An 18,782-nucleotide genomic window follows, 5' to 3' on the forward strand; every position below is an offset into this window, starting at 1 on the left:
CCATGAGCACGATGACCCTGTTCCATTCGCCGCTGTCTCCCTTCGTGCGCAAAGTCATGGTCGTCTTGCACGAGACCGGCCAGCTCGAACGCGTCACGCTGCAAGCGGTGAACGTCAGCCCCGTGAGCGGCGACGATCAACTCAACCAGGGCAACCCGATCGGCAAGATCCCTGCCCTGCGCCTGGCCGATGGCACGGTCCTGCACGACAGCCGGGTGATCTGCGAATACCTCGACCTGCAGCATGTCGGCGAACCGCTGCTGCCGCGCGAGGGATCGGCTCGCTGGCGGCGCATGACACTGGCCTCCCAGGCCGATGCGATCATGGATGCCGCGGTATCCAGTCGCTACGAGAGCTTCCTGCGGCCCGAGGACAAGCGCTGGGACGGCTGGCTCGAGGCGCAAGCCGGGAAGATCCGCCGCAGCCTGGCCAACCTGGAGCAGGAGCACCTGGCCGAACTGGCTTGCGGCTTCGATCTCGCGGCGATCGGCGTGGCTTGTGCGTTGGGGTATCTCGACCTGCGCCAGCCGGCGTTCGGTTGGCGGGAGCGGCAGCCTGGGTTGGCGGCTTGGTATGCCGAGGTGGCCAAGCGGCCCTCGATGGCTGCCACGGCACCGGTGGCCTGACCGCCCTCTTCGCGGGACAAGCCCGCTCCCACAGACACAGCGCAGTACCTGTGGGAGCGGGCTTGCCCCGCGAATGGGCTGCACAGCAGCCCCAGGCCTCAACGCGGTATTACAGGAAACAACTGCCTGATTCTGCGGGCCAACCAGCGCCCAACCTCTCTATCCTCCCTCATGCCGCCCTCCCCACCCGCGCCCAGTCCAGCCGCCGGGTCAGCACCATGAACACCCCCAACAGGCCAAAGCACAGCAGCGAGCCCATGAGCAGTGCGTAGTCCTCAGCACTGAGCAAGCCATAGAGCATCGCGTACAACGCCGCCAGCCCCGCCGCGAACCCCACGCCCCGCCCCAGGCTGCGCAATACGTGGCTCAGGTAGAAACCGATCAGCAGCACGCAGGCCGACGCCGACAGCCCATAGGCCGGCCCAAAGCCAATGTGCTCGGACAGCGACAGCAACAGCAGGTAGAAGAACGCCAGGGCCACACCGACCAGAATGTACTGCACCGGATGCACGCTCAGGCCCTTGAGTACCTCAAAGAGGAAAAAGCCGGCAAAGGTCAGGGCGATGAACAGCAGGGCGTACTTGATCGCCCGTTCACTCTTCAGGTACTGGTCGACCGGATCGACGAAGCTCACGCCGAAGGTACGCTCGCTGAAGTCCGCGCATTGACCGCCAATGGCGCACTGGCGCAGGGCATCTTCGAGGTTGGTGGCGAAGAACGAGGTCTGCCAGTGCGCCGTGAAACCTTGCTCGTCGATGTCGCGGCGGCTGGGCAGGTAGCTGCCGATGAAGCTCGGGTGCGGCCAGTTGGCATGCATGTCGACGCTGCTGGTGCGCCCCACCGGCAAGACGTGCAACTGCCCGGTACCCTGCAAGGCCAGATCGAAACCATAGGTGAACGCCTGGGCCTGCTGACCATCGAGTTGCGCCAGGGGTACATGCACGCCGCTGCGCAGCCAGTCCAGGCCGGTGCCCGCCTCGAACGGCACGCGCCGATCGTCGACGCTCAGTTCCAGGGCACTTTCGATGCCGCGGATATCGGTGATGCCGACCACCAGGAACGGTTTGTCGAAGCGATAGTCGTCGTAGTCCTTCTCGATGCCCCAACGCGCCGGTAGCTTGAAGCTGCCAGACAGACGCCCCTTGGCGTGGAACAGACGCGCCTGGTAGATGCCTCGGGCGCGCAGCTCGGTGTCCACACCCAGGTCGGCATCGAAGGTTTCCGGCAGGAAGTACAGGTGCCCGGCGACGGTGCTGGTCTCCTCCACCCTCTGGCCGTCCTTTTCGATCCAGCGGCGCTGGAACTTGCGGTACGGCACCACCAGGAGCGGGCCGTTGATCTGCTGGTCATAGCTGGCGCTCTGGGCGATATCGTGCAGCACGCCGTCACGCAGTTGCTGGCGTTCGTCGATCAGGCCGCTGATCATCAGCAGGGGGATGAGCAGCAGCACGATCAGCAAGGCGATGGTGCCGAGCTTGAAACTCAGGGTCTTGTTCATGGGGCCTCCTATGGCAGTGGGCGCAGTGTCTGCGCCTTGCATGGAGGCTTCAGGGAGACTGTGTGGAGATTGTGTGTTTTTGCCGCTGCTGCGCGCTCAGCTGATGCGCCGGGCCGGCAGCCACAGCCGCACCCTTACCCCGCCGTCGACGTTCTCTACTTCCAACGCCCCGCCATGCAGCTGCATCACCTCGGCCACGAAGTTCAGGCCCAAGCCGGTGCTCTTGCGCCCGCTGCCTGGCCGCGGCAGCGAGTAGAACCGCTCGCTGACCCGCTCCAGGGCATAGTCCGGAATCGCCTCACCTTGGTTGAACAGGCTCAACGCCACGCGCTCGCCCTGGCGCTCCAATTCGAACAGCAGTGCGCCCCCGGGCGGGGTGAAATCCAGGGCGTTATCGAGCAGATTGGCCAATGCCTGACGCATCAAGAACGGGTCACACCACAGCCGCAGTTGCACCGGTACCCGCTGGCGAACCTGCAGGTGACCGGCCTCGATGCGCGGTGCATGGGCAAGCAGCATCTCGTCGACCAGGGGTGCCAGCGCCACCAACTGTTCATCCTCAAGCGCCTGCATCTGCTCGACCCGAGCCAGATTGAGCAGCCGTTCGATCATCTGTTGCAAGCGCTCGCTTTCCCGTTCGATGTTGCCGGCAAAGCGCGCCCGCTGCTCATCCGGCATATCGCCCTGGAGCAGCTCGGAGGCGCCGCGGATCGCCGCCAACGGGCTTTTCAGCTCGTGGGTCAGGGTATGCACGTAGCGCTCCACGTAGGCCTTGCCTTCGAGCTGCGTACGCATGCGTTCCACGGCGTTGGCCAGGTGCGCCAGTTCACCGCCCTTGTAGTGCGGCAAGGCCGCGCGCTGACCTTCGCTGACCGCCTGGGCATAGCGGGCCAAGCGCCGCAGCGAGCGGGCCAGCCACCAGGACAGTGCTGCGCCGATCACCAGCCCCAGGCCGATCAGGCTCAGCCCCAGGATCAGCAAGCGTCGCTCGGAGCGGTCGATATAGGGCTGCAATGAGCTGTTGGGTTTGGCCACGGTCACCACGCCGATGATCTTGCCGGCATCGACGATCGGCGCGGCGACATGCATGACAGACGTGCTCTCGTCGTCCGCCACGCTGCGTGTGGAGCGCGCGCCGTACTGGCCACGCAGGGTCAGGTAGACGTCGTTCCATTGCGAATAGTCCTTGCCCAGGTCCTGCCCGGTGGAGTCGAGCAGCACGATGCCCTTGGCATCGGTGACGTAGATGCGGTGACTCACCGCCGCCTTCTCCAAGCCCCAGATCTGCGCACCGGGGCTGCGCAGCCCATAAGCCTTGAGCACCTCCGGCAAGCGACTTTGGCCGAGGGTGCCGGCCTTGACCTCGTCATGGAGGATTTCCGCCAGCAGGTTGGCGGTATCGACCAGGGTTTCCTCGGAGGACTGACGGACCACCGGTCGGATCTGCTCACGCACGGTATTGAGCAAAAAATAGCCGGCCAGACCCACGAAGAGGAAGTACACCAGGAAGATCCGGATGCCCAGGCGCATCAGGCGTGGTCCGGGCTATAGCTGTAGCCGAGGCCACGATGGGTCTGGATTGGCTCGGCGTCGCTGACCACCTGGCGCAGTTTGGCGCGCAGGCTTTTGATGTGGCTGTCGATGGTGCGCTCGTAGCCGACGTCGGAGGCCACACCCAAGGCGTCGAGCAGTTGTTCGCGGCTGAATACCCGCTGCGGCTGCTCAAGCAGGCATTGCAGCAGGCGGAACTCGTGGCGGGTCAGGGGAAGTGGCTGGCCACGGTAGGTGATCTGCATCCGCAAGGTGTCGAGGTGGAACAACGTGGCCTCGCTGGCAGGCTCGGCCCTGGGGGCCATACGCTTGAGAATCGCACGTACCCGCGCCGCCACTTCGCGAGGGCTGAACGGCTTGACCACATAGTCGTCGGCACCGATCTCCAGGCCCACCACACGATCGATCTCGCCATCGCGGGCACTGAGAAACATCACCGGCACCTCACTGAAACGGCGTAGCTGGCGACAGGTTTCAAAGCCCGTCATGTCGGGCAGACCGATGTCGAGGATGATCAGGTCGGCGGGGCACTGGCGCTGCTGGTCGAGGGCGGCGCTGCCCAGGGTCACCCAGGCGGTGCTGTGGCCATCGGCCTGCAGGGCGTAGACCAGGGTGTCGGCGATGGCGGCTTCGTCTTCGACGATGAGGATATGGGGCATGATGAGCGGCAAGCCTCAAGCTGCAAGCTTCAAGTAAAAGCGGATCGCGTGAACTTACACCGATCCGCTTGTGCTTGCAGCTTGCAGCTTACGTCCTAGCAATCCGGCTTGCCTGCGGTGAATCGCTTGGCTGGGTTTACCGCCGCCTTGAATTCGCGCAGCGCCTTGGCACCGACCAGCAAGGGGTAGTTGAAGTGGCTGCGGTCCACCAAGTTAACTTCGACGGTGCGCTTCACATCACCCAGGCACAGCTCCAGGTCGACCACCGGTCGCTTGGAAAGCTCGGGGGCATCGCCTTCCTCCTCTTCGTCGACTCGGTTCTTGATCTTGCTGATACGCGACAGCTTGTGTTCGTACACCTTGTCATCGGCATCCTTGGTGGCCAGCCGGAACCGCACCCATTCCTCGCCATCGCGGGTGAACAGCTCGATGTCCTTGGCCGACAACGAGGCCGTGTAGGCACCGGTGTCCATCTTGGCCTTGAGGGTTTCACCGATTTCCGGCAGACCGATGTATTCGTAACGTCCGTAGAGGGTGGGCTCGGCTGCCACGGCAGGCAGGGCCAAGAGTGACAACAGGACAAGCAGTGATTTCACGGGCAGGCTTCCTTGATCGGGGACAGTGCTTAGACTGTGAAGAGCGATACAGTTCGGTGTAACCAGAGTATTCAACATAATGTGAAACATTTGTCCTACCGCCGAGACAATGGACATTTGGCGTAGCCCACCGGGCTGCTTATCATTGCCGACCGCTTACGTCCTACAACAAGAGTCTTCTTATGCGTCGCCTGCTGATTGGCATTCTTACGACCACCCTGCTACTGCTCAACACCTTGGTGTTGATCGGTCCGCTACTGGTGTTCGCCCTGCTCAAACTGGTCTTGCCAGGCCGTGGGCGTGACTATGCCTCTTGGGGGGTGATGTGGATCGCCGAAACCTGGTCGGAGATCGACAAACTGATCTTCGCCCTGTGCATTCCCACCCAGTGGGATATCCGCGGTGTCGAGAAGCTGCGCCAGGACACGTCGTATCTGGCGGTGAGCAACCACCAGACCTGGGTCGACATTCCTGCGCTGATCGAAAGCCTCAACCGCCGTACACCGTTCTTCAAGTTCTTCCTGAAAAAGGAGCTGATCTGGGTGCCGTTGCTGGGCTTGGCCTGGTGGGGGTTGGATTACCCGTTCATGAAGCGCTACAGCAAGGCCTTCCTGGAAAAGCACCCGGAGCTCAAGGGCAAGGACCTGGAAATCACCAAGGCCGCCTGCGAGTTGTTCAAGCGCCAGCCGGTGACCGTGGTCAACTACCTGGAAGGCACACGCTTCACCGAGGCCAAGCGCCAGGAGCAACAGTCGCCCTATCGCCATCTGCTCAAGCCCAAAGCCGGCGGGGTGGCGTTCGTGCTGGCGGCATTGGGCGAACAGCTCGATGCACTGCTGGACGTGACCATCGTCTATCCGGGCAACAAGGCGCCCGGGTTCTGGGACCTGCTCAATGGCAGCATCAGTCGGGTGATTATCGACATTCGCGTGCGGGAACTGGACCCGGCGCTATGGGCTGGGGACTACGAGAACGACCCGGTTTTCCGCCAGACCGTGCAGGACTGGGTGAACCAGTTGTGGGTCGAGAAGGACCAGCGGATCGAGCAGTTGCGGGTGGAGATGGGCTGATATCTTCTTGCTCCTCACCGGCCTCTTCGCGGGCAAGCCCGCTCCCACAGAATCACCACCGTCTTCGAGCTCGGTGGAGTTCCTGTGGGAGCGGGCTTGCCCGCGAAGAGGCCGGCACAGGCTTGCGCATAATTCCGATTAAAACCCAGGCTAATAATCGAAATAAGGATTACTTTTTTGTCATCCCCCACCTAAGTGGATAAAAATCGATCTAATCACAACTAGAAAAACGCCAGGATCGATCGATGGCCAATCCACCTTGCTCCCCCAACGCGCAACTGCGCCGTGTCCTGGGCCTACCCGCCCTGGTGTTCTTCGGCCTGGTCTATATGGTCCCCCTGACCATCTTCACCACCTACGGCATCGTCACCGAGCTCACCGGTGGTCGCACTGCCGGCGCCTATCTGGTCACGCTGCTGGCCATGCTGTTCACCGCCGCTTCCTACAGCTTCATGGTCAAGCGCTTTCCGGTGGCCGGTTCGGCATACTCCTACACCAACCTGGCCTTCGGCCCAAATGTCGGTTTTCTCGCCGGCTGGTCGCTGCTGCTGGATTACCTGTTCCTGCCAATGATCAACTACTTGCTCATCGGTCTGTTCCTCAACATCGCCTTCCCTGCCATTCCGGCGTGGTCGATCGCCCTGGCCTCGATTGCCCTGGTCACCGTGCTCAACGTGGTGGGCATTCATTCGGTGGCCAAGACCAGCAACTTGATCGTCGGCGCGCAGATCGTGTTCATCGCGGTGTTCGTCGCGCTTTCCTGCAAATCCCTGGCTGGCCAGCCGCTCGACCTGCTGTCGCCGCTGCTGGGTGACGGTACACAACCCGGCTTCGGCCCGCTGATGGCCGGCGCTGCGGTGCTGTGCCTGTCGTTCCTCGGATTCGATGCCGTCTCTACCCTGGCCGAAGAGTGCCGCGACGCACGCCGCGACGTACCCCGGGCGATCATCCTCACCACGCTGTTTGCCGGTGTGCTGTTCACCGTGCTGGCCTATGTCAGCCAACTGGTGTTGCCGGGCAGCAGCTTCGCCAACGCCGATGCTGCTGCCAATGAAGTGATGCTCAAGGCGGGTGGGCAATTCCTGTCCAACTTCTTCACCGCCGCCTATGTCGCCGGCAGCCTGGGTTCGGCACTGGCCTCCCAGGCAGCGGTGTCGCGCATTTTGTTCACCATGGGCCGCGATAACGTGTTGCCACGACGCAGCTTCGGTTACCTGTCGCCACGCTTCGGCACACCGGTGTTCGCCATCGCGCTGGTATCGGCATTCTCGCTGTTGGCGTTGGTGATCGACCTGGCGACCCTCGCCTCGCTGATCAGTTTTGGCGCCCTGGTGGCGTTCTCGGCGGTGAACCTGGCAGTGGTGAAGACCCACTTGATCGACGGCAACGCTGCGCGCACGCCCAAGGCGCTGCTGTGCTACGGCGTGGTACCGCTGGTGGGATTGGCACTGACCCTGTGGCTGTGGACCAGCCTGTCAGCGCTGACGTTGGTGATTGGCTTGTGCTGGTTTGCCTTGGGGTTGGCGTACCTGGCGGTACTGACTGCCGGCTTCCGTCGACCGGTGCGGCTGGTGGACTTCACCGAAGCTGCCTAAGCATCACTATCAAAGGCCGGCGCGGTTTCTGTAGGAGCGGGCTTGCCCCGCGATCACGGGCGAAGCCCGTGCCAGCCACCGCGCCGCCCGCTCCCACAGCGCCCTCCACCTACCTTCAGACCGAAGGTTGGGTCAGCGGCGCCGGAGTCGCCCACAAACTCCCCAGGTTCTGCAACAACGACCCGGCAATACCCTGCTGCCCCAGGTACTGCAGAATCAACGGGGCGAACTGCCCGATCATGCCGGTATCCATGCCCAGTGCCTTGAAGGCGTTATCCAGATCGCTGCGGTTTTCCACGTCGTTGCCCAAGGCCTTACTCAAGGCCGATTGGCTTTCGCTGTCGTTGCCCAGCAACTCGCCCAAGCCGCTCAATCCCCTCAGCGCATTGGCGCCGGACAGCAGATCGAGCCCCGGTACGGCCTTGGTCAGCTGACCATAGTCCTCGCCACTGAGGTTATTGCGCGCCAGCCCTAACATCGCTCCAGCCCCGCCCACGGCCTGTTCGGGGGTGATGTTCAGTTCGCTGCCAAGGGTATTGAGCAGATTGGCCTGCGCCTCGGGCGCCTGCACCTGGCCCTGCTGTTTCTGCGTCTGCATGGCAGACACGGCGTTGGCAGCGTCGCTCAGGTTGAAGGCGAACACCGGGCTTGCGGCCAAGGTCATCAGGGTTGCCAGGGTAAATGCTTTCATCGGGAGGGACCTCGTCGGCCGGGATGGCCTGGGAAACGAGGCTTTCGACTGAGGCTTCAGGGGTTTGTTCCAGGCCGGCCATCGGCCTGTTTTCGGCTCACCAGAAAGCACAACGCCCCCGAACCGGGGGCGTTGCATTCGACCTTAGGCCGCACCCCACATCTTGTGCGGGTCAATCACGAATTTCTTCGGCACACCGGCATCGAACTCACCATAACCTTCCGGCGCTTGATCCAGGTTGATCACCTGCACGCCCACCACTTCGGCGATGTTGATGCGATCCCACATGATCGCCTGCATCAGCTGGCGGTTGTACTTCATGGTCGGGGTCTGGCCGGTGTGGAAGCTGTGCGATTTGGCCCAGCCCAGGCCGAAGCGGATGCTCAGTGCGCCGATCTTGGCAGCAGCGTCCACCGCGCCCGGGTCTTCGGTCACGTACAGGCCCGGGATACCGATGTTGCCGGCGACGCGGGTCACTTGCATCAGCGAGTTCAGCACGGTAGCCGGGGCTTCGTGCTTGGCACCTTCGTGGCCATGACCACGGGCCTCGAAGCCTACGGCGTCGACAGCGCAGTCCACTTCAGGCTCGCCGAGGATGTCGACGATCTGCTCGTGCAGCGGGGTGTCCAGGGACAGGTCGACCACTTCGAAGCCCTGGGACTTGGCATGGGCCAGGCGGGCTGGGTTTAGGTCACCGACGATCACGCAGGCAGCGCCGAGCAGGCGCGCCGAGGCAGCGGCAGCCAAGCCGACCGGACCGGCACCGGCGACGTAGACGGTGCTGCCTGGGCCAACGCCAGCGGTGACGGCGCCGTGGTAGCCGGTCGGCAGAATGTCGGACAGGCAGGTCAGGTCACGGATCTTCTCCATGGCCTTGTCACGCTCCGGCAGCTTCAGCAGGTTGAAGTCGGCGTACGGCACCAGCACGTACTCGGCTTGGCCGCCGGTCCAGTCGCCCATGTCGACGTAGCCGTAGGCACCCCCGGCGCGAGCCGGGTTGACGGTGAGGCAGACACCGGTATGCATTTCTTTGCACGAACGGCAGCGGCCACAGGCGACGTTGAACGGTACCGACACCAGGTCGCCGATCTGCATGCGCTCGACATCGCGACCTTTCTCGACGATTTCACCGGTGATTTCATGGCCCAGGACCAGGCCGACCTGGGCAGTGGTGCGGCCACGGACCATGTGCTGGTCGGAGCCGCAGATGTTGGTGGAGACCACCTTGAGGATCACGCCGTGCTCGATCTTCTTGCCACGTGGGTCCTGCATTTTCGGGTAGTCGATCTTCTGCACCTCGACCTTGCCGGCGCCGAGATATACCACTCCACGATTGCCAGACATTGCTCTTACCTCGCTTGGTTTTTATTTATGCAGCGGTGGTTGAACGCGCCACCATCCTTGGGCGGCATGTGTTTCTGGAATGCAGGAATTGTGGGCCTGATGGCGCTTGTCGCAGTGACTGGAAGCGACAGGGAGATGCCTTTTTACGGCAGGTAAAAATGTGTCGGCCCCTTCGCGGGCAAGCCCGCTCCCACAGGTTTCACCGCCATGTTCGAAACGGCGGTGAACCTGTGGGAGCGGTCTTGTCCCGCGAAAGGGCCAGTATAGGCGTTAGAGAACGACCGTCCGGTTGGCGTTGAGGAACACCCGCCGCTCGATGTGATACCCGACCGCGCGCGCCAGGGTCAGGCACTCGATGTCGCGGCCCTTGGCGATCAGGTCTTCCGGATAATGACTGTGGTCCACCACCTCGACGCCCTGGGCGATGATCGGCCCCTCGTCGAGGTCATTGTTGATGTAGTGAGCCGTGGCCCCGACCATCTTCACACCCTTGTTGTAGGCCTGGTGATAAGGCTTGGCGCCCTTGAACCCGGGCAACAGCGAGTGATGGATGTTGATCGCCCAACCGTCCAGGCGCCGGCACAGCTCAGGCGACAACACTTGCATGTAACGGGCAAGGATCACCAGTTCGGCGCCGGTCTCCTCGATCACCTGCAGCACCTTGCGCTCCTGCGCCGGTTTGTCCTTCGGATCGAGGGCGAAGTGGTAGTAGGGAATCTTGTGCCACTGCGCCAGCGGCTCCAGATCCGGGTGGTTGGACACCACCGCGACCACGTCCATGCTCAGTTGACCGATGCGCTGGCGATACAGCAGGTCGTTCAGGCAGTGATCGGCCTTCGACACCATGATCACCACCTTGGGGCGGTGATTCGGGGCGGTCAGCTCGAAGGTCATGCCGAACGCGTCGCTACGCTCGGCGAGGCCAGCCCGGAAGGCCGCCTCGTCGAAATCGTCCGGCTGGCGGAACTCCACGCGAATGAAGAAGCGCCCCGACAACCGGTCGTCGAAGGAGTGGTGCTCGGTGACGTAGCAGCGTTGCTCGAAGAGGTAACGCGTCACCACGTCGACAGTGCCGAGCATGCTCGGGCAGTCGGCGGTGAGAATCCAGGTATCCGGTGCCCGACTCATGTTCGTTCTCCTCAGGCCTCGATGCTCAGGCCGTACTCGGCGGAAGCGTCCTGCAGCCACAGCCACCAGTAATCGGCGAAGCTGCGACGGATCACCAGCTCCCAAGTGTCTTCGGCAGTGCGGCGGATCACCAGTTGCGACTTGGCGAACACGGTGCCGACGGCCTTGCCCACCGGGAAGTTGTTCGGGTGCACGTCATAGCTGGTGGATTTCATCAGCACGTCGCGCACGTTCGGCCCGCGCAGTTCCAGCAGGCTCTGCCCGCCGCTGACGTTGACCACCTGGATGTGCTGGCCTTCGAGAGCCGCACGCAGTTTTTGCTCGACCGCGACTTCCTGGCCACCAGGGACGATCAGCAGCCACTCGTCGGGACCGACCCATTGCAGCGACATTTCGGCGTTGGCGACCACGGTCAGGGCCACCGGCAGCTCCAGGCCCAGGGCCTTGTGCACGCCTGCGGCGAATTCCGGGTCGTGGCCGTCGCCACGCAGGGTCAAGTGGCCGAGGAACTTGCGTTCACGCAGGGTCACGCCTGCGTTCTTGCGACCTTTGCCAACCAGGCTGGCCAGGTCGGCGTGGTGCAGCGGCGACTGGGCCTTGGCTTCGGCACCGGGGTTTTGCTGGAAGACGTTGATAGCGCTCATTTCTTACCTGCCTTGAATTCGGGTGGGAGCGGGCTTGTCCCGCGAAGAGGGCGTTGAATTCGCCATCGCATTCGCGGGACAAGCCCGCTCCCACAGGGTTTGCATTCCAACGGGACCGATCTATGGGCCTTAAACGTTCTGCCGCTCACCCTTCGGATCGAAGAACACCGAAGACACGATTTCCGCCTCGATCACGCTGCCATCGGCCTGCGGCGAGTAGACCCGCTCGCCCATGCGCTTGAGGCCGCCCTTGACCACACCCATGGCGAACGAATAGCCCAGGGAGTTGGCCGCGTAGCTGGAGGTGACGTGGCCGACCATGTCCATCGGGATCGGCTGCTTCGGATCGAAGACCAGTTGGGCGCCTTCCGGCAGCCATTTGGTCGGATCCACAGGCTTGAGGCCTACCAGCTGCTTGCGGTTCTCGCGCACGCAGTCTTCGCGGTTCATGCCACGCAGGCCAATCCACGAGAACGGCTTGTTGCGACCGACGCACCAGCTCATGTTCAGGTCGTCCGGCGTCATCGAACCGTCGGTGTCCTGACCGACGATGATGAAGCCCTTCTCTGCACGCAGCACGTGCATGGTCTCGGTGCCGTACGGGGTCAGGTTGTACTTCTTGCCGGCCTCGATGATCTGTTCCAGCACGCCCATGGCGTAGTTGGCCTGGACGTTGATTTCGTAAGACAGCTCACCGGTGAACGAGATACGGAACACACGGGCCGGCACGCCACCGACGTTGCCTTCCTTCCAGGTCATGAATGGGAAGGCTTCTTTGTCCATGTCGATGTCGGTCAGCTCGCTCAGCAGCTTGCGGCTGTTCGGGCCGGACAGGGTCATGGTCGCCCAGTGGTCGGTGACCGAGGTGAAGTACACCTTCATCTCCGGCCATTCGGTCTGGTGGTACAGCTCCAGCCACTGCAGCACACGTGCGGCGCCGCCGGTGGTGGTGGTCATGATGAAGTGATTGTCGCCGACGCAGGCGGTCACGCCGTCGTCGAAGACCATGCCGTCTTCCTTGCACATCAGGCCGTAGCGGGCCTTGCCCACGTCGAGCTTGGTCCAGGCATTGGTGTAGATGCGGTTGAGGAACTCGCGGGCATCCGGACCCTGGATGTCGATCTTGCCCAGGGTCGAGGCGTCCAGGAAGCCCACGCTGTCACGCACGGCCTTGCATTCACGGGCAACGGCAGCATGGATGTCTTCGCCGGCTTTCGGGAAGTACCACGGACGTTTCCACTGACCGACGTCTTCGAACTCGGCGCCGTTCTTCACGTGCCAGGCATGCAGGGCGGTGAAGCGCACGGGCTCGAACAGGTGGCCACAGTGACGACCCGCTACCGCGCCGAAGGTCACCGGCGTGTAGTTGGGGCGGAACATGGTGGTGCCCATTTCCGGAATGGTGATGCCGATCGAGCGGGCGGCGATGGCCAGGCCGTTGATATTGCCCAGCTTGCCCTGGTCGGTACCGAAGCCCAGCGCGGTATAGCGCTTGACGTGCTCGACCGATTCGAAGCCTTCGCGGGTGGCCAGTTCGATGGCGGCAGCGGTGACGTCGTTCTGTTGGTCGACGAACTGCTTGGGCGCACGGGCGGTGCCTTTGTCGTGCGGCACCTGGAACAGCGCCACAGTGGCCTCTTCCTTGCGGGCAACGGTTTTCGGCAGGGTGCCGACGCTGGCCTTGAAACCGGCTTCGGTGGCTGCACGGGCGCCGCCTTCGAAACCATCGGCAATCACGTCGCCCAGGGCGTACACGCCATTGACGCCGCCTACGCACTCACGTTTTTGCGGAGCATCGCCCGGCACGAAGCCAAGGATGTCTTCCCGCCATACCGGGCGACCGCCCAGGTGCGAGGCAAGGTGGACGATCGGGCTGTAACCACCGGAGGTGGCGATCAGGTCGCAGTCGAGGGTTTCGCCTGGGCTGGTGACGGTGTGCGCCTGCACATCGATGGCGGCCACACGGGCGCCGGTGACGTGCTTGCTGCCTTTGGCCTCGATCACAGCGCTGGAAGTGAGGATGCGAATGCCCTTGGCACGGGCTTCCTCGACCAGCGAACCGCGCGGATTGTGGCGGGCGTCAGCGATGGCGACCACTTGCAGGCCGGCGTCGTGCCAGTCCAATGCGGCGCGGTAGGCATGGTCGTTGTTGGTCGACAGCACCAGTTTGCGGCCCGGCGCCACGCCGTAGCGGCGCACGTAGGTGGACACGGCACCGGCCAGCATGTTGCCCGGCACGTCGTTGTTGCCGTAGACCAGCGGACGCTCGTGGGCGCCAGCGGCCAGCACCACGCGCTTGGCACGTACGCGGTGTACACGGTGGCGGACCTGGCCGATCGGTGCGCGGTCGCCGAGGTGGTCGGTGAGACGCTCGTGGATGGTCAGGAAGTTATGGTCGTGGTAGCCGTTGACCGTGGCACGGGGCAGCAGGGTCACTTCCGGCAGGCTTTCCAGCTCTTTGACCACGGCGTTGACCCAGTCGGTCGCAGGCTTGCCGTCGAGGGTCTCACGGGTGTCGAGCAGGCTGCCGCCGAACTCTTCCTGTTCGTCGGCCAGGATCACACGGGCACCGCTACGGGCGGCCGACAGTGCAGCAGCCAGGCCGGCAGGGCCAGCACCGACGATCAGCACGTCGCAGTGCTGGTTCATGTAGTCGTAGCTGTCCGGGTCGTTCTGCAGCGGCGCACGGCCAAGGCCTGCCGCCTTACGGATGTACTTCTCGTAAGTCATCCAGAACGATTTCGGGTACATGAAGGTTTTGTAGTAGAAGCCCGGCGGCATCATGCTGCCACCGACCTTGCCGAGGATGCCCATGACGTCGTTGTTGACGTTCGGCCAGCCGTTGGTGCTGGTGGCGACCAGGCCTGCGTAAAGCGCCTGCTGAGTGGCACGCACGTTGGGGATCTGGGTGGCTTCGCTGGAGCCGATCTGCAGGATGGCATTCGGCTCTTCGGTACCGGCAGCGATGATGCCGCGTGGACGCGAGTACTTGAAGCTACGGCCAACGATGTCGACGCCGTTGGCCAGCAATGCGGCGGCCAGGCTGTCACCGGCATAGCCTTGGTAGCTCTTGCCGTTGAAGGTGAAGTTCAGGACCTTGCTGCGGTCGATACGGCCGCCGCTGGCGAGGCGATAGGTCTGGCTCATACTTTTTCCCCTTGGCCTTTGACGGTCGACGGTGCGCTGCTGGACTTGCCGCCTGCGGTCACCTGCGGCTTCTCGCCAATCTTGTAGGTTTCCAGAATTTCGTAGGTCACGGTGTCACGGGTGACGTTGAAGTACTGACGGCAGCCGGCGACGTGGTCCCACAGTTCGTGGTGAATACCGCGCGGGTTGTCGCGGAAGAACATGTAGGTGCCCCACTCCTCGTCGGAGCAGGCATTAGGGTCCAGCGGGCGGGCGATGTGGGCCTGGCCAGAGGCGTGGAACTCTTCTTCGGAGCGCAGCTCGCCGCAATGGGGACAGAAAATTTGCAACATGACAGTGTCTCCGGTTAGTGGGCGACGGCAGCGGCGCCGTGTTCGTCGATCAGCGCGCCGTTGTAGAAACGGTCGATGGAGAAAGGCGCGGCCAGCGGGTGCATCTCGCCCTTGGCCAGGCTCGCCGCGAAGACGTTGCCCGAGCCTGGGGTAGCCTTGAAGCCACCAGTACCCCAGCCGCAGTTGAAGAACATGTTCTTGACCGGCGTCTTGGAAATGATCGGGCAGGCGTCCGGGGTGGTGTCGACGATGCCGCCCCACTGACGGTTCATGCGTACGCGCGACAGGTTCGGGAACATCTCGACGATCGCCTGCAGGGTGTGCTCGATGACCGGGTAGGAACCCCGTTGGCCGTAGCCGACCCAGCTGTCGATACCGGCACCGATCACCAGGTCGCCCTTGTCGGACTGGCTGATGTAACCGTGTACGGCGTTGGACATGATCACGCTGTCGATGATCGGCTTGATCGGCTCGGACACCAGGGCTTGCAGCGGGTGCGATTCCAGCGGCAGGCGGAAGCCAGCCAGCTTGGCCATGTGCCCGGAGTTACCGGCGGTGACCACGCCGACGCGCTTGGCACCGATGAAGCCCTTGTTGGTTTCGACACCGATGACCGCGCCGTTTTCCTTGCGGAAGCCGATCACTTCGGTCTGCTGGATCAGGTCGACACCCAGGGCGTCGGCAGCACGGGCGAAGCCCCAGGCCACGGCGTCGTGACGGGCTACGCCGCCGCGGCGCTGGACGGTGGCGCCGAGGATCGGATAACGGGTGTTCTTCGAGCAGTCCAGGTAGGGGATCTCGGCCGCGACCTGAGCGGTGTTGAGCAACTCGCCATCGACGCCGTTGAGGCGGTTGGCGGAGACTCGGCGTTCGGAGTCACGCATGTCTTGCAAGGTGTGGCACAGGTTGTAGACGCCACGCTGGGAGAACATCACGTTGTAGTTGAGGTCCTGGGACAGGCCTTCCCACAATTTCATGGCGTGCTCGTACAGGTGCGCCGACTCGTCCCACAGGTAGTTGGAACGCACGATGGTGGTGTTACGGGCGGTGTTGCCGCCGCCCAGGTAACCCTTCTCGATCACCGCGACGTTGGTGATGCCGTGCTCCTTGGCCAGGTAGTAGGCCGTGGCCAGGCCATGACCGCCACCACCGACGATGACCACGTCGTAGACCTTCTTAGGGGTCGGCGTGCGCCACATGCGCTGCCAGTTCTCGTGGTGGCTGAGGGAGTGTTTGAAGAGGCCGAAGCCCGAATAGCGTTGCATTGTCGTTTACTCCACTCAGCGGTAAACAGGGAAGTCTGCGCACAGTGCGGCGACGTTCTTCGCCACATCGGCTTCGACGTCGGCGTCACCGAGGTTGTCGAGGATGTCGCAGATCCAGCCGGCCAGGGCCACGCACTGGGCGACCTTGAAACCACGGGTGGTAACGGCTGGCGTACCGATACGCAGACCAGAGGTGACGAACGGCGACTGCGGATCGTTCGGCACGGCGTTCTTGTTGACGGTGATGTGCGCGCGGCCCAGGGCGGCGTCGGCATCTTTGCCGGTCAGGCCCTGACGGATCAGGCTGACCAGGAACAGGTGGTTGTCAGTGCCACCGGAGACCACGTCGTAGCCACGGTCGACGAACACCTGGGCCATGGCCCGGGCATTTTCGATGACCTGCTGCTGATAGGCCTTGAACTCAGGCTCCAGCGCTTCCTTGAAGCACACCGCCTTGGCGGCGATCACGTGCATCAGCGGGCCGCCCTGGGCGCCAGGGAACACCGCGGCGTTGAGCTTTTTCTCGATCTCTTCGTTGGCCTTGGCCAGGATCAGGCCGCCACGTGGGCCGCGCAGGGTCTTGTGGGTGGTGGTGGTGACGACGTCGGCGAACGGGATCGGGTTCGGGTACAGGCCAGCGGCGACCAGGCCGGCAACGTGGGCCATGTCGACGAACAGCAGCGCACCGACCTTGTCGGCGATGGCGCGGAAGCGTGGGAAGTCGAGGGTCTTGGAGTAGGCCGAGAAGCCAGCGACGATCATCTTCGGCTTGTGCTCGACAGCCAGACGCTCGACTTCATCGTAGTCGATCAGGCCGGTATTGGTGTCGATACCGTATTGAACTGCGTTGTACAGTTTGCCCGAGGACGACACCTTGGCGCCGTGGGTGAGGTGGCCACCGTGGGCCAGGCTCATGCCCAGGATGGTGTCGCCGGCCTGCAGCAGGGCCAGGTAGACGGCGCCGTTGGCCGAGGAGCCGGAGTGCGGCTGGACGTTGGCGTAGTCGGCGCCGAACAACTGCTTGGCACGCTCGATGGCCAGCGCCTCGACCTTGTCGACGTGCTCGCAACCGCCATAGTAGCGCTTGCCTGGGTAGCCTTCGGCGTACTTGTTGGTCAGGCCGCTGCCCTGGGCCTGCATCACGCGCTTGCTGGTGTAGTTTTCCGAGGCGATCAGTTCGATGTGATCTTCCTGACGCTGTTCTTCGGCATTCATCGCCGCCAGCAGTGCATCGTCGTAACCCTGGATCTGGTCTTGCTTGCTGAACATCGTGTATCTCCCGGCAGCGATCGTTTTTTGTCGTGGGGCACTGTGGCCCTTTGTGGCGATGGTATGACTGGCCGGGGTGGGTCAGATGCCTGCGCACGCCTTGCAATGGCGCGTTTACGACATTCGTTGCGGTGTTGGCTTCTTCGCGGGCAAGCCCGCTCCCACAGGCCCCTACTGATCTCGAAATCAGTGGTGTACCTATGGGAGCGGGCTTGCCCGCGAAGAGGCCGGCACAGATCCACAGCTTGTATAGGCAACCGCCGAATCGATGGTTTAGAGTGCGGTTCTGCGTCGTATAAAGGACCGCCGTGATGACCGACAACAACCAACAATTCGCCAGCGACAACTATTCCGGTATCTGCCCGGAAGCCTGGGCGGCCATGGAAAAGGCCAACCACGGCCATGAGCGCGCCTATGGCGACGACCAGTGGACCGAGCGTGCTGCCGAGTACTTCCGGCAATTGTTCGAAACCGACTGCGAGGTGTTCTTCGCCTTCAACGGTACCGCCGCCAACTCGCTGGCCCTGGCCTCGCTGTGCCAGAGCTATCACAGCGTGATCTGTTCCGAGACGGCCCACGTCGAAACCGACGAATGCGGCGCGCCGGAGTTCTTCTCCAACGGCTCGAAACTGCTCACCGCCGCCAGCACCCACGGTAAGTTGACGCCGCAATCGATCCGCGAAGTAGCGCTCAAACGTCAGGACATCCACTACCCCAAGCCGCGTGTTGTGACCCTCACCCAGGCTACCGAAGTGGGAACCGTGTACCGTCCCGACGAGCTCAAGGCGATCAGCGCCACCTGCAAGGATCTGGGCTTGAACCTGCACATGGACGGCGCTCGGTTCAGCAATGCCTGCTCCTTCCTTGGCTGCACTCCGGCGGAGCTGACCTGGAAGTCGGGCGTCGATGTGCTGTGCTTCGGAGGCACCAAGAACGGCATGGCGGTGGGCGAGGCAATCCTGTTCTTCAACCGCTCCCTGGCCGAGGATTTCGACTATCGCTGCAAACAGGCAGGACAACTGGCGTCGAAGATGCGCTTTCTATCGGCGCCTTGGGTCGGCCTGCTCGAAGGCGACGCCTGGTTGCGCCATGCCGCGCATGCCAACCACTGCGCGCAACTGCTGGCGTCGTTGGTGAAAGGCTTGCCCGGGGTCGAGCTGATGTTCCCGGTGGAAGCCAACGGGGTGTTCCTGCAAATGCCGGAGGCCGCCTTGGACGCATTGCGCGGCAAGGGTTGGCGCTTCTATACCTTCATCGGTAGCGGCGGTGCGCGGTTCATGTGCTCGTGGGATACCCAAGAGGCACGGGTGCGGGAGCTGGCGGCGGATATCCGCAGCATCCTCGGCACCTGAAAGTTTGCCGGGGAC

General features: G+C 63.2%; 16 protein-coding genes. 4 read left to right on the top strand and 12 right to left on the bottom strand.

The genetic code is table 11. The annotated features are described in order from the left end of the window. The first annotated feature begins 2 nt into the window (after positions 1–2). Positions 3–626, top strand: a complete 624-nt coding sequence (locus KY379_RS05215) for a glutathione S-transferase (RefSeq protein WP_133327418.1) — start codon at positions 3–5, stop codon at positions 624–626. 169 nt (positions 627–795) lie between these two features. On the opposite strand, the gene creD is transcribed toward KY379_RS05215, so the two are convergent. The 4 genes from creD to KY379_RS05235 all read right to left on the bottom strand — a co-directional run bounded on the left by creD (position 796) and on the right by KY379_RS05235 (position 4,930). Beyond that, the gene (creD, locus tag KY379_RS05220; RefSeq protein ID WP_196172064.1) at positions 796–2,124 is read right to left on the bottom strand and encodes a cell envelope integrity protein CreD; all 1,329 of its coding nucleotides are present in this window, start codon (positions 2,122–2,124) and stop codon (positions 796–798) included. Positions 2,125–2,220: 96 nt separating this feature from the next. Next, positions 2,221–3,654: a two-component system sensor histidine kinase CreC gene (gene creC, locus KY379_RS05225; protein ID WP_133327422.1), complete on the bottom strand. Its 1,434-nt coding sequence runs from the start codon at positions 3,652–3,654 to the stop codon at positions 2,221–2,223. Then, positions 3,654–4,334, bottom strand: a complete 681-nt coding sequence (gene creB, locus KY379_RS05230; protein ID WP_261239368.1) for a two-component system response regulator CreB — start codon at positions 4,332–4,334, stop codon at positions 3,654–3,656. The genes creC and creB overlap by 1 nt, the downstream gene beginning before the upstream one ends. A 95-nt stretch (positions 4,335–4,429) precedes the next feature. Next, positions 4,430–4,930 carry an ATP-dependent zinc protease gene (locus tag KY379_RS05235; protein WP_133327426.1) on the bottom strand — a complete coding sequence of 167 codons (501 nt, stop codon included), beginning with the start codon at positions 4,928–4,930 and terminating at the stop codon, positions 4,430–4,432. Between the two features lie 182 nt (positions 4,931–5,112). Between KY379_RS05235 and KY379_RS05240 the strand changes: the two genes are divergently transcribed. Both KY379_RS05240 and KY379_RS05245 read left to right on the top strand, forming a co-directional pair. Beyond that, complete coding sequence (locus KY379_RS05240) at positions 5,113–6,000, top strand: acyltransferase (protein WP_196172066.1); 888 nt, start codon at positions 5,113–5,115, stop codon at positions 5,998–6,000. A gap of 245 nt (positions 6,001–6,245) precedes the next feature. Beyond that, on the top strand, positions 6,246–7,595 hold the full coding sequence (locus tag KY379_RS05245; protein ID WP_196172067.1) for an APC family permease: 1,350 nt from the start codon (positions 6,246–6,248) through the stop codon (positions 7,593–7,595). Between the two features lie 115 nt (positions 7,596–7,710). Here KY379_RS05245 and KY379_RS05250 read toward each other — a convergent pair whose 3' ends face one another. The 8 genes from KY379_RS05250 to KY379_RS05285 all read right to left on the bottom strand — a co-directional run bounded on the left by KY379_RS05250 (position 7,711) and on the right by KY379_RS05285 (position 17,415). Next, positions 7,711–8,286 (bottom strand): DUF2780 domain-containing protein, encoded by a 576-nt coding sequence (locus KY379_RS05250; protein ID WP_133327432.1) that lies wholly within the window; start codon positions 8,284–8,286, stop codon positions 7,711–7,713. Between the two features lie 144 nt (positions 8,287–8,430). After that, positions 8,431–9,630: a formaldehyde dehydrogenase, glutathione-independent gene (gene fdhA / locus KY379_RS05255; RefSeq protein WP_133327434.1), complete on the bottom strand. Its 1,200-nt coding sequence runs from the start codon at positions 9,628–9,630 to the stop codon at positions 8,431–8,433. Between the two features lie 270 nt (positions 9,631–9,900). Continuing rightward, positions 9,901–10,758, bottom strand: coding sequence for a formyltetrahydrofolate deformylase (gene purU, locus KY379_RS05260; protein ID WP_133327436.1), 858 nt, complete (start codon positions 10,756–10,758; stop codon positions 9,901–9,903). 11 nt (positions 10,759–10,769) lie between these two features. Then, a complete protein-coding gene (locus KY379_RS05265) occupies positions 10,770–11,402 on the bottom strand; it encodes a sarcosine oxidase subunit gamma (protein WP_133327438.1) in 633 nt (210 codons plus the stop codon). 129 nt (positions 11,403–11,531) lie between these two features. Then, the gene (locus tag KY379_RS05270) at positions 11,532–14,549 is read right to left on the bottom strand and encodes a sarcosine oxidase subunit alpha (RefSeq protein WP_133327440.1); all 3,018 of its coding nucleotides are present in this window, start codon (positions 14,547–14,549) and stop codon (positions 11,532–11,534) included. Then, positions 14,546–14,881: a sarcosine oxidase subunit delta gene (locus KY379_RS05275; protein WP_133327442.1), complete on the bottom strand. Its 336-nt coding sequence runs from the start codon at positions 14,879–14,881 to the stop codon at positions 14,546–14,548. The genes KY379_RS05270 and KY379_RS05275 overlap by 4 nt, the downstream gene beginning before the upstream one ends. A gap of 14 nt (positions 14,882–14,895) precedes the next feature. Further along, the gene (locus tag KY379_RS05280; protein ID WP_133327444.1) at positions 14,896–16,146 is read right to left on the bottom strand and encodes a sarcosine oxidase subunit beta family protein; all 1,251 of its coding nucleotides are present in this window, start codon (positions 16,144–16,146) and stop codon (positions 14,896–14,898) included. A gap of 15 nt (positions 16,147–16,161) precedes the next feature. Continuing rightward, positions 16,162–17,415: a serine hydroxymethyltransferase gene (locus KY379_RS05285; RefSeq protein WP_261239370.1), complete on the bottom strand. Its 1,254-nt coding sequence runs from the start codon at positions 17,413–17,415 to the stop codon at positions 16,162–16,164. A 311-nt stretch (positions 17,416–17,726) separates the two neighbouring features. Between KY379_RS05285 and KY379_RS05290 the strand changes: the two genes are divergently transcribed. Next, positions 17,727–18,767, top strand: a complete 1,041-nt coding sequence (locus tag KY379_RS05290; RefSeq protein WP_196172068.1) for a threonine aldolase family protein — start codon at positions 17,727–17,729, stop codon at positions 18,765–18,767. Positions 18,768–18,782: the final 15 nt, after the last annotated feature.

Origin of the sequence: Pseudomonas sp. HD6422 (assembly GCF_025377065.1) — a bacterium.
In the GTDB taxonomy this organism is placed as follows: domain Bacteria; phylum Pseudomonadota; class Gammaproteobacteria; order Pseudomonadales; family Pseudomonadaceae; genus Aquipseudomonas; species Aquipseudomonas putida_U.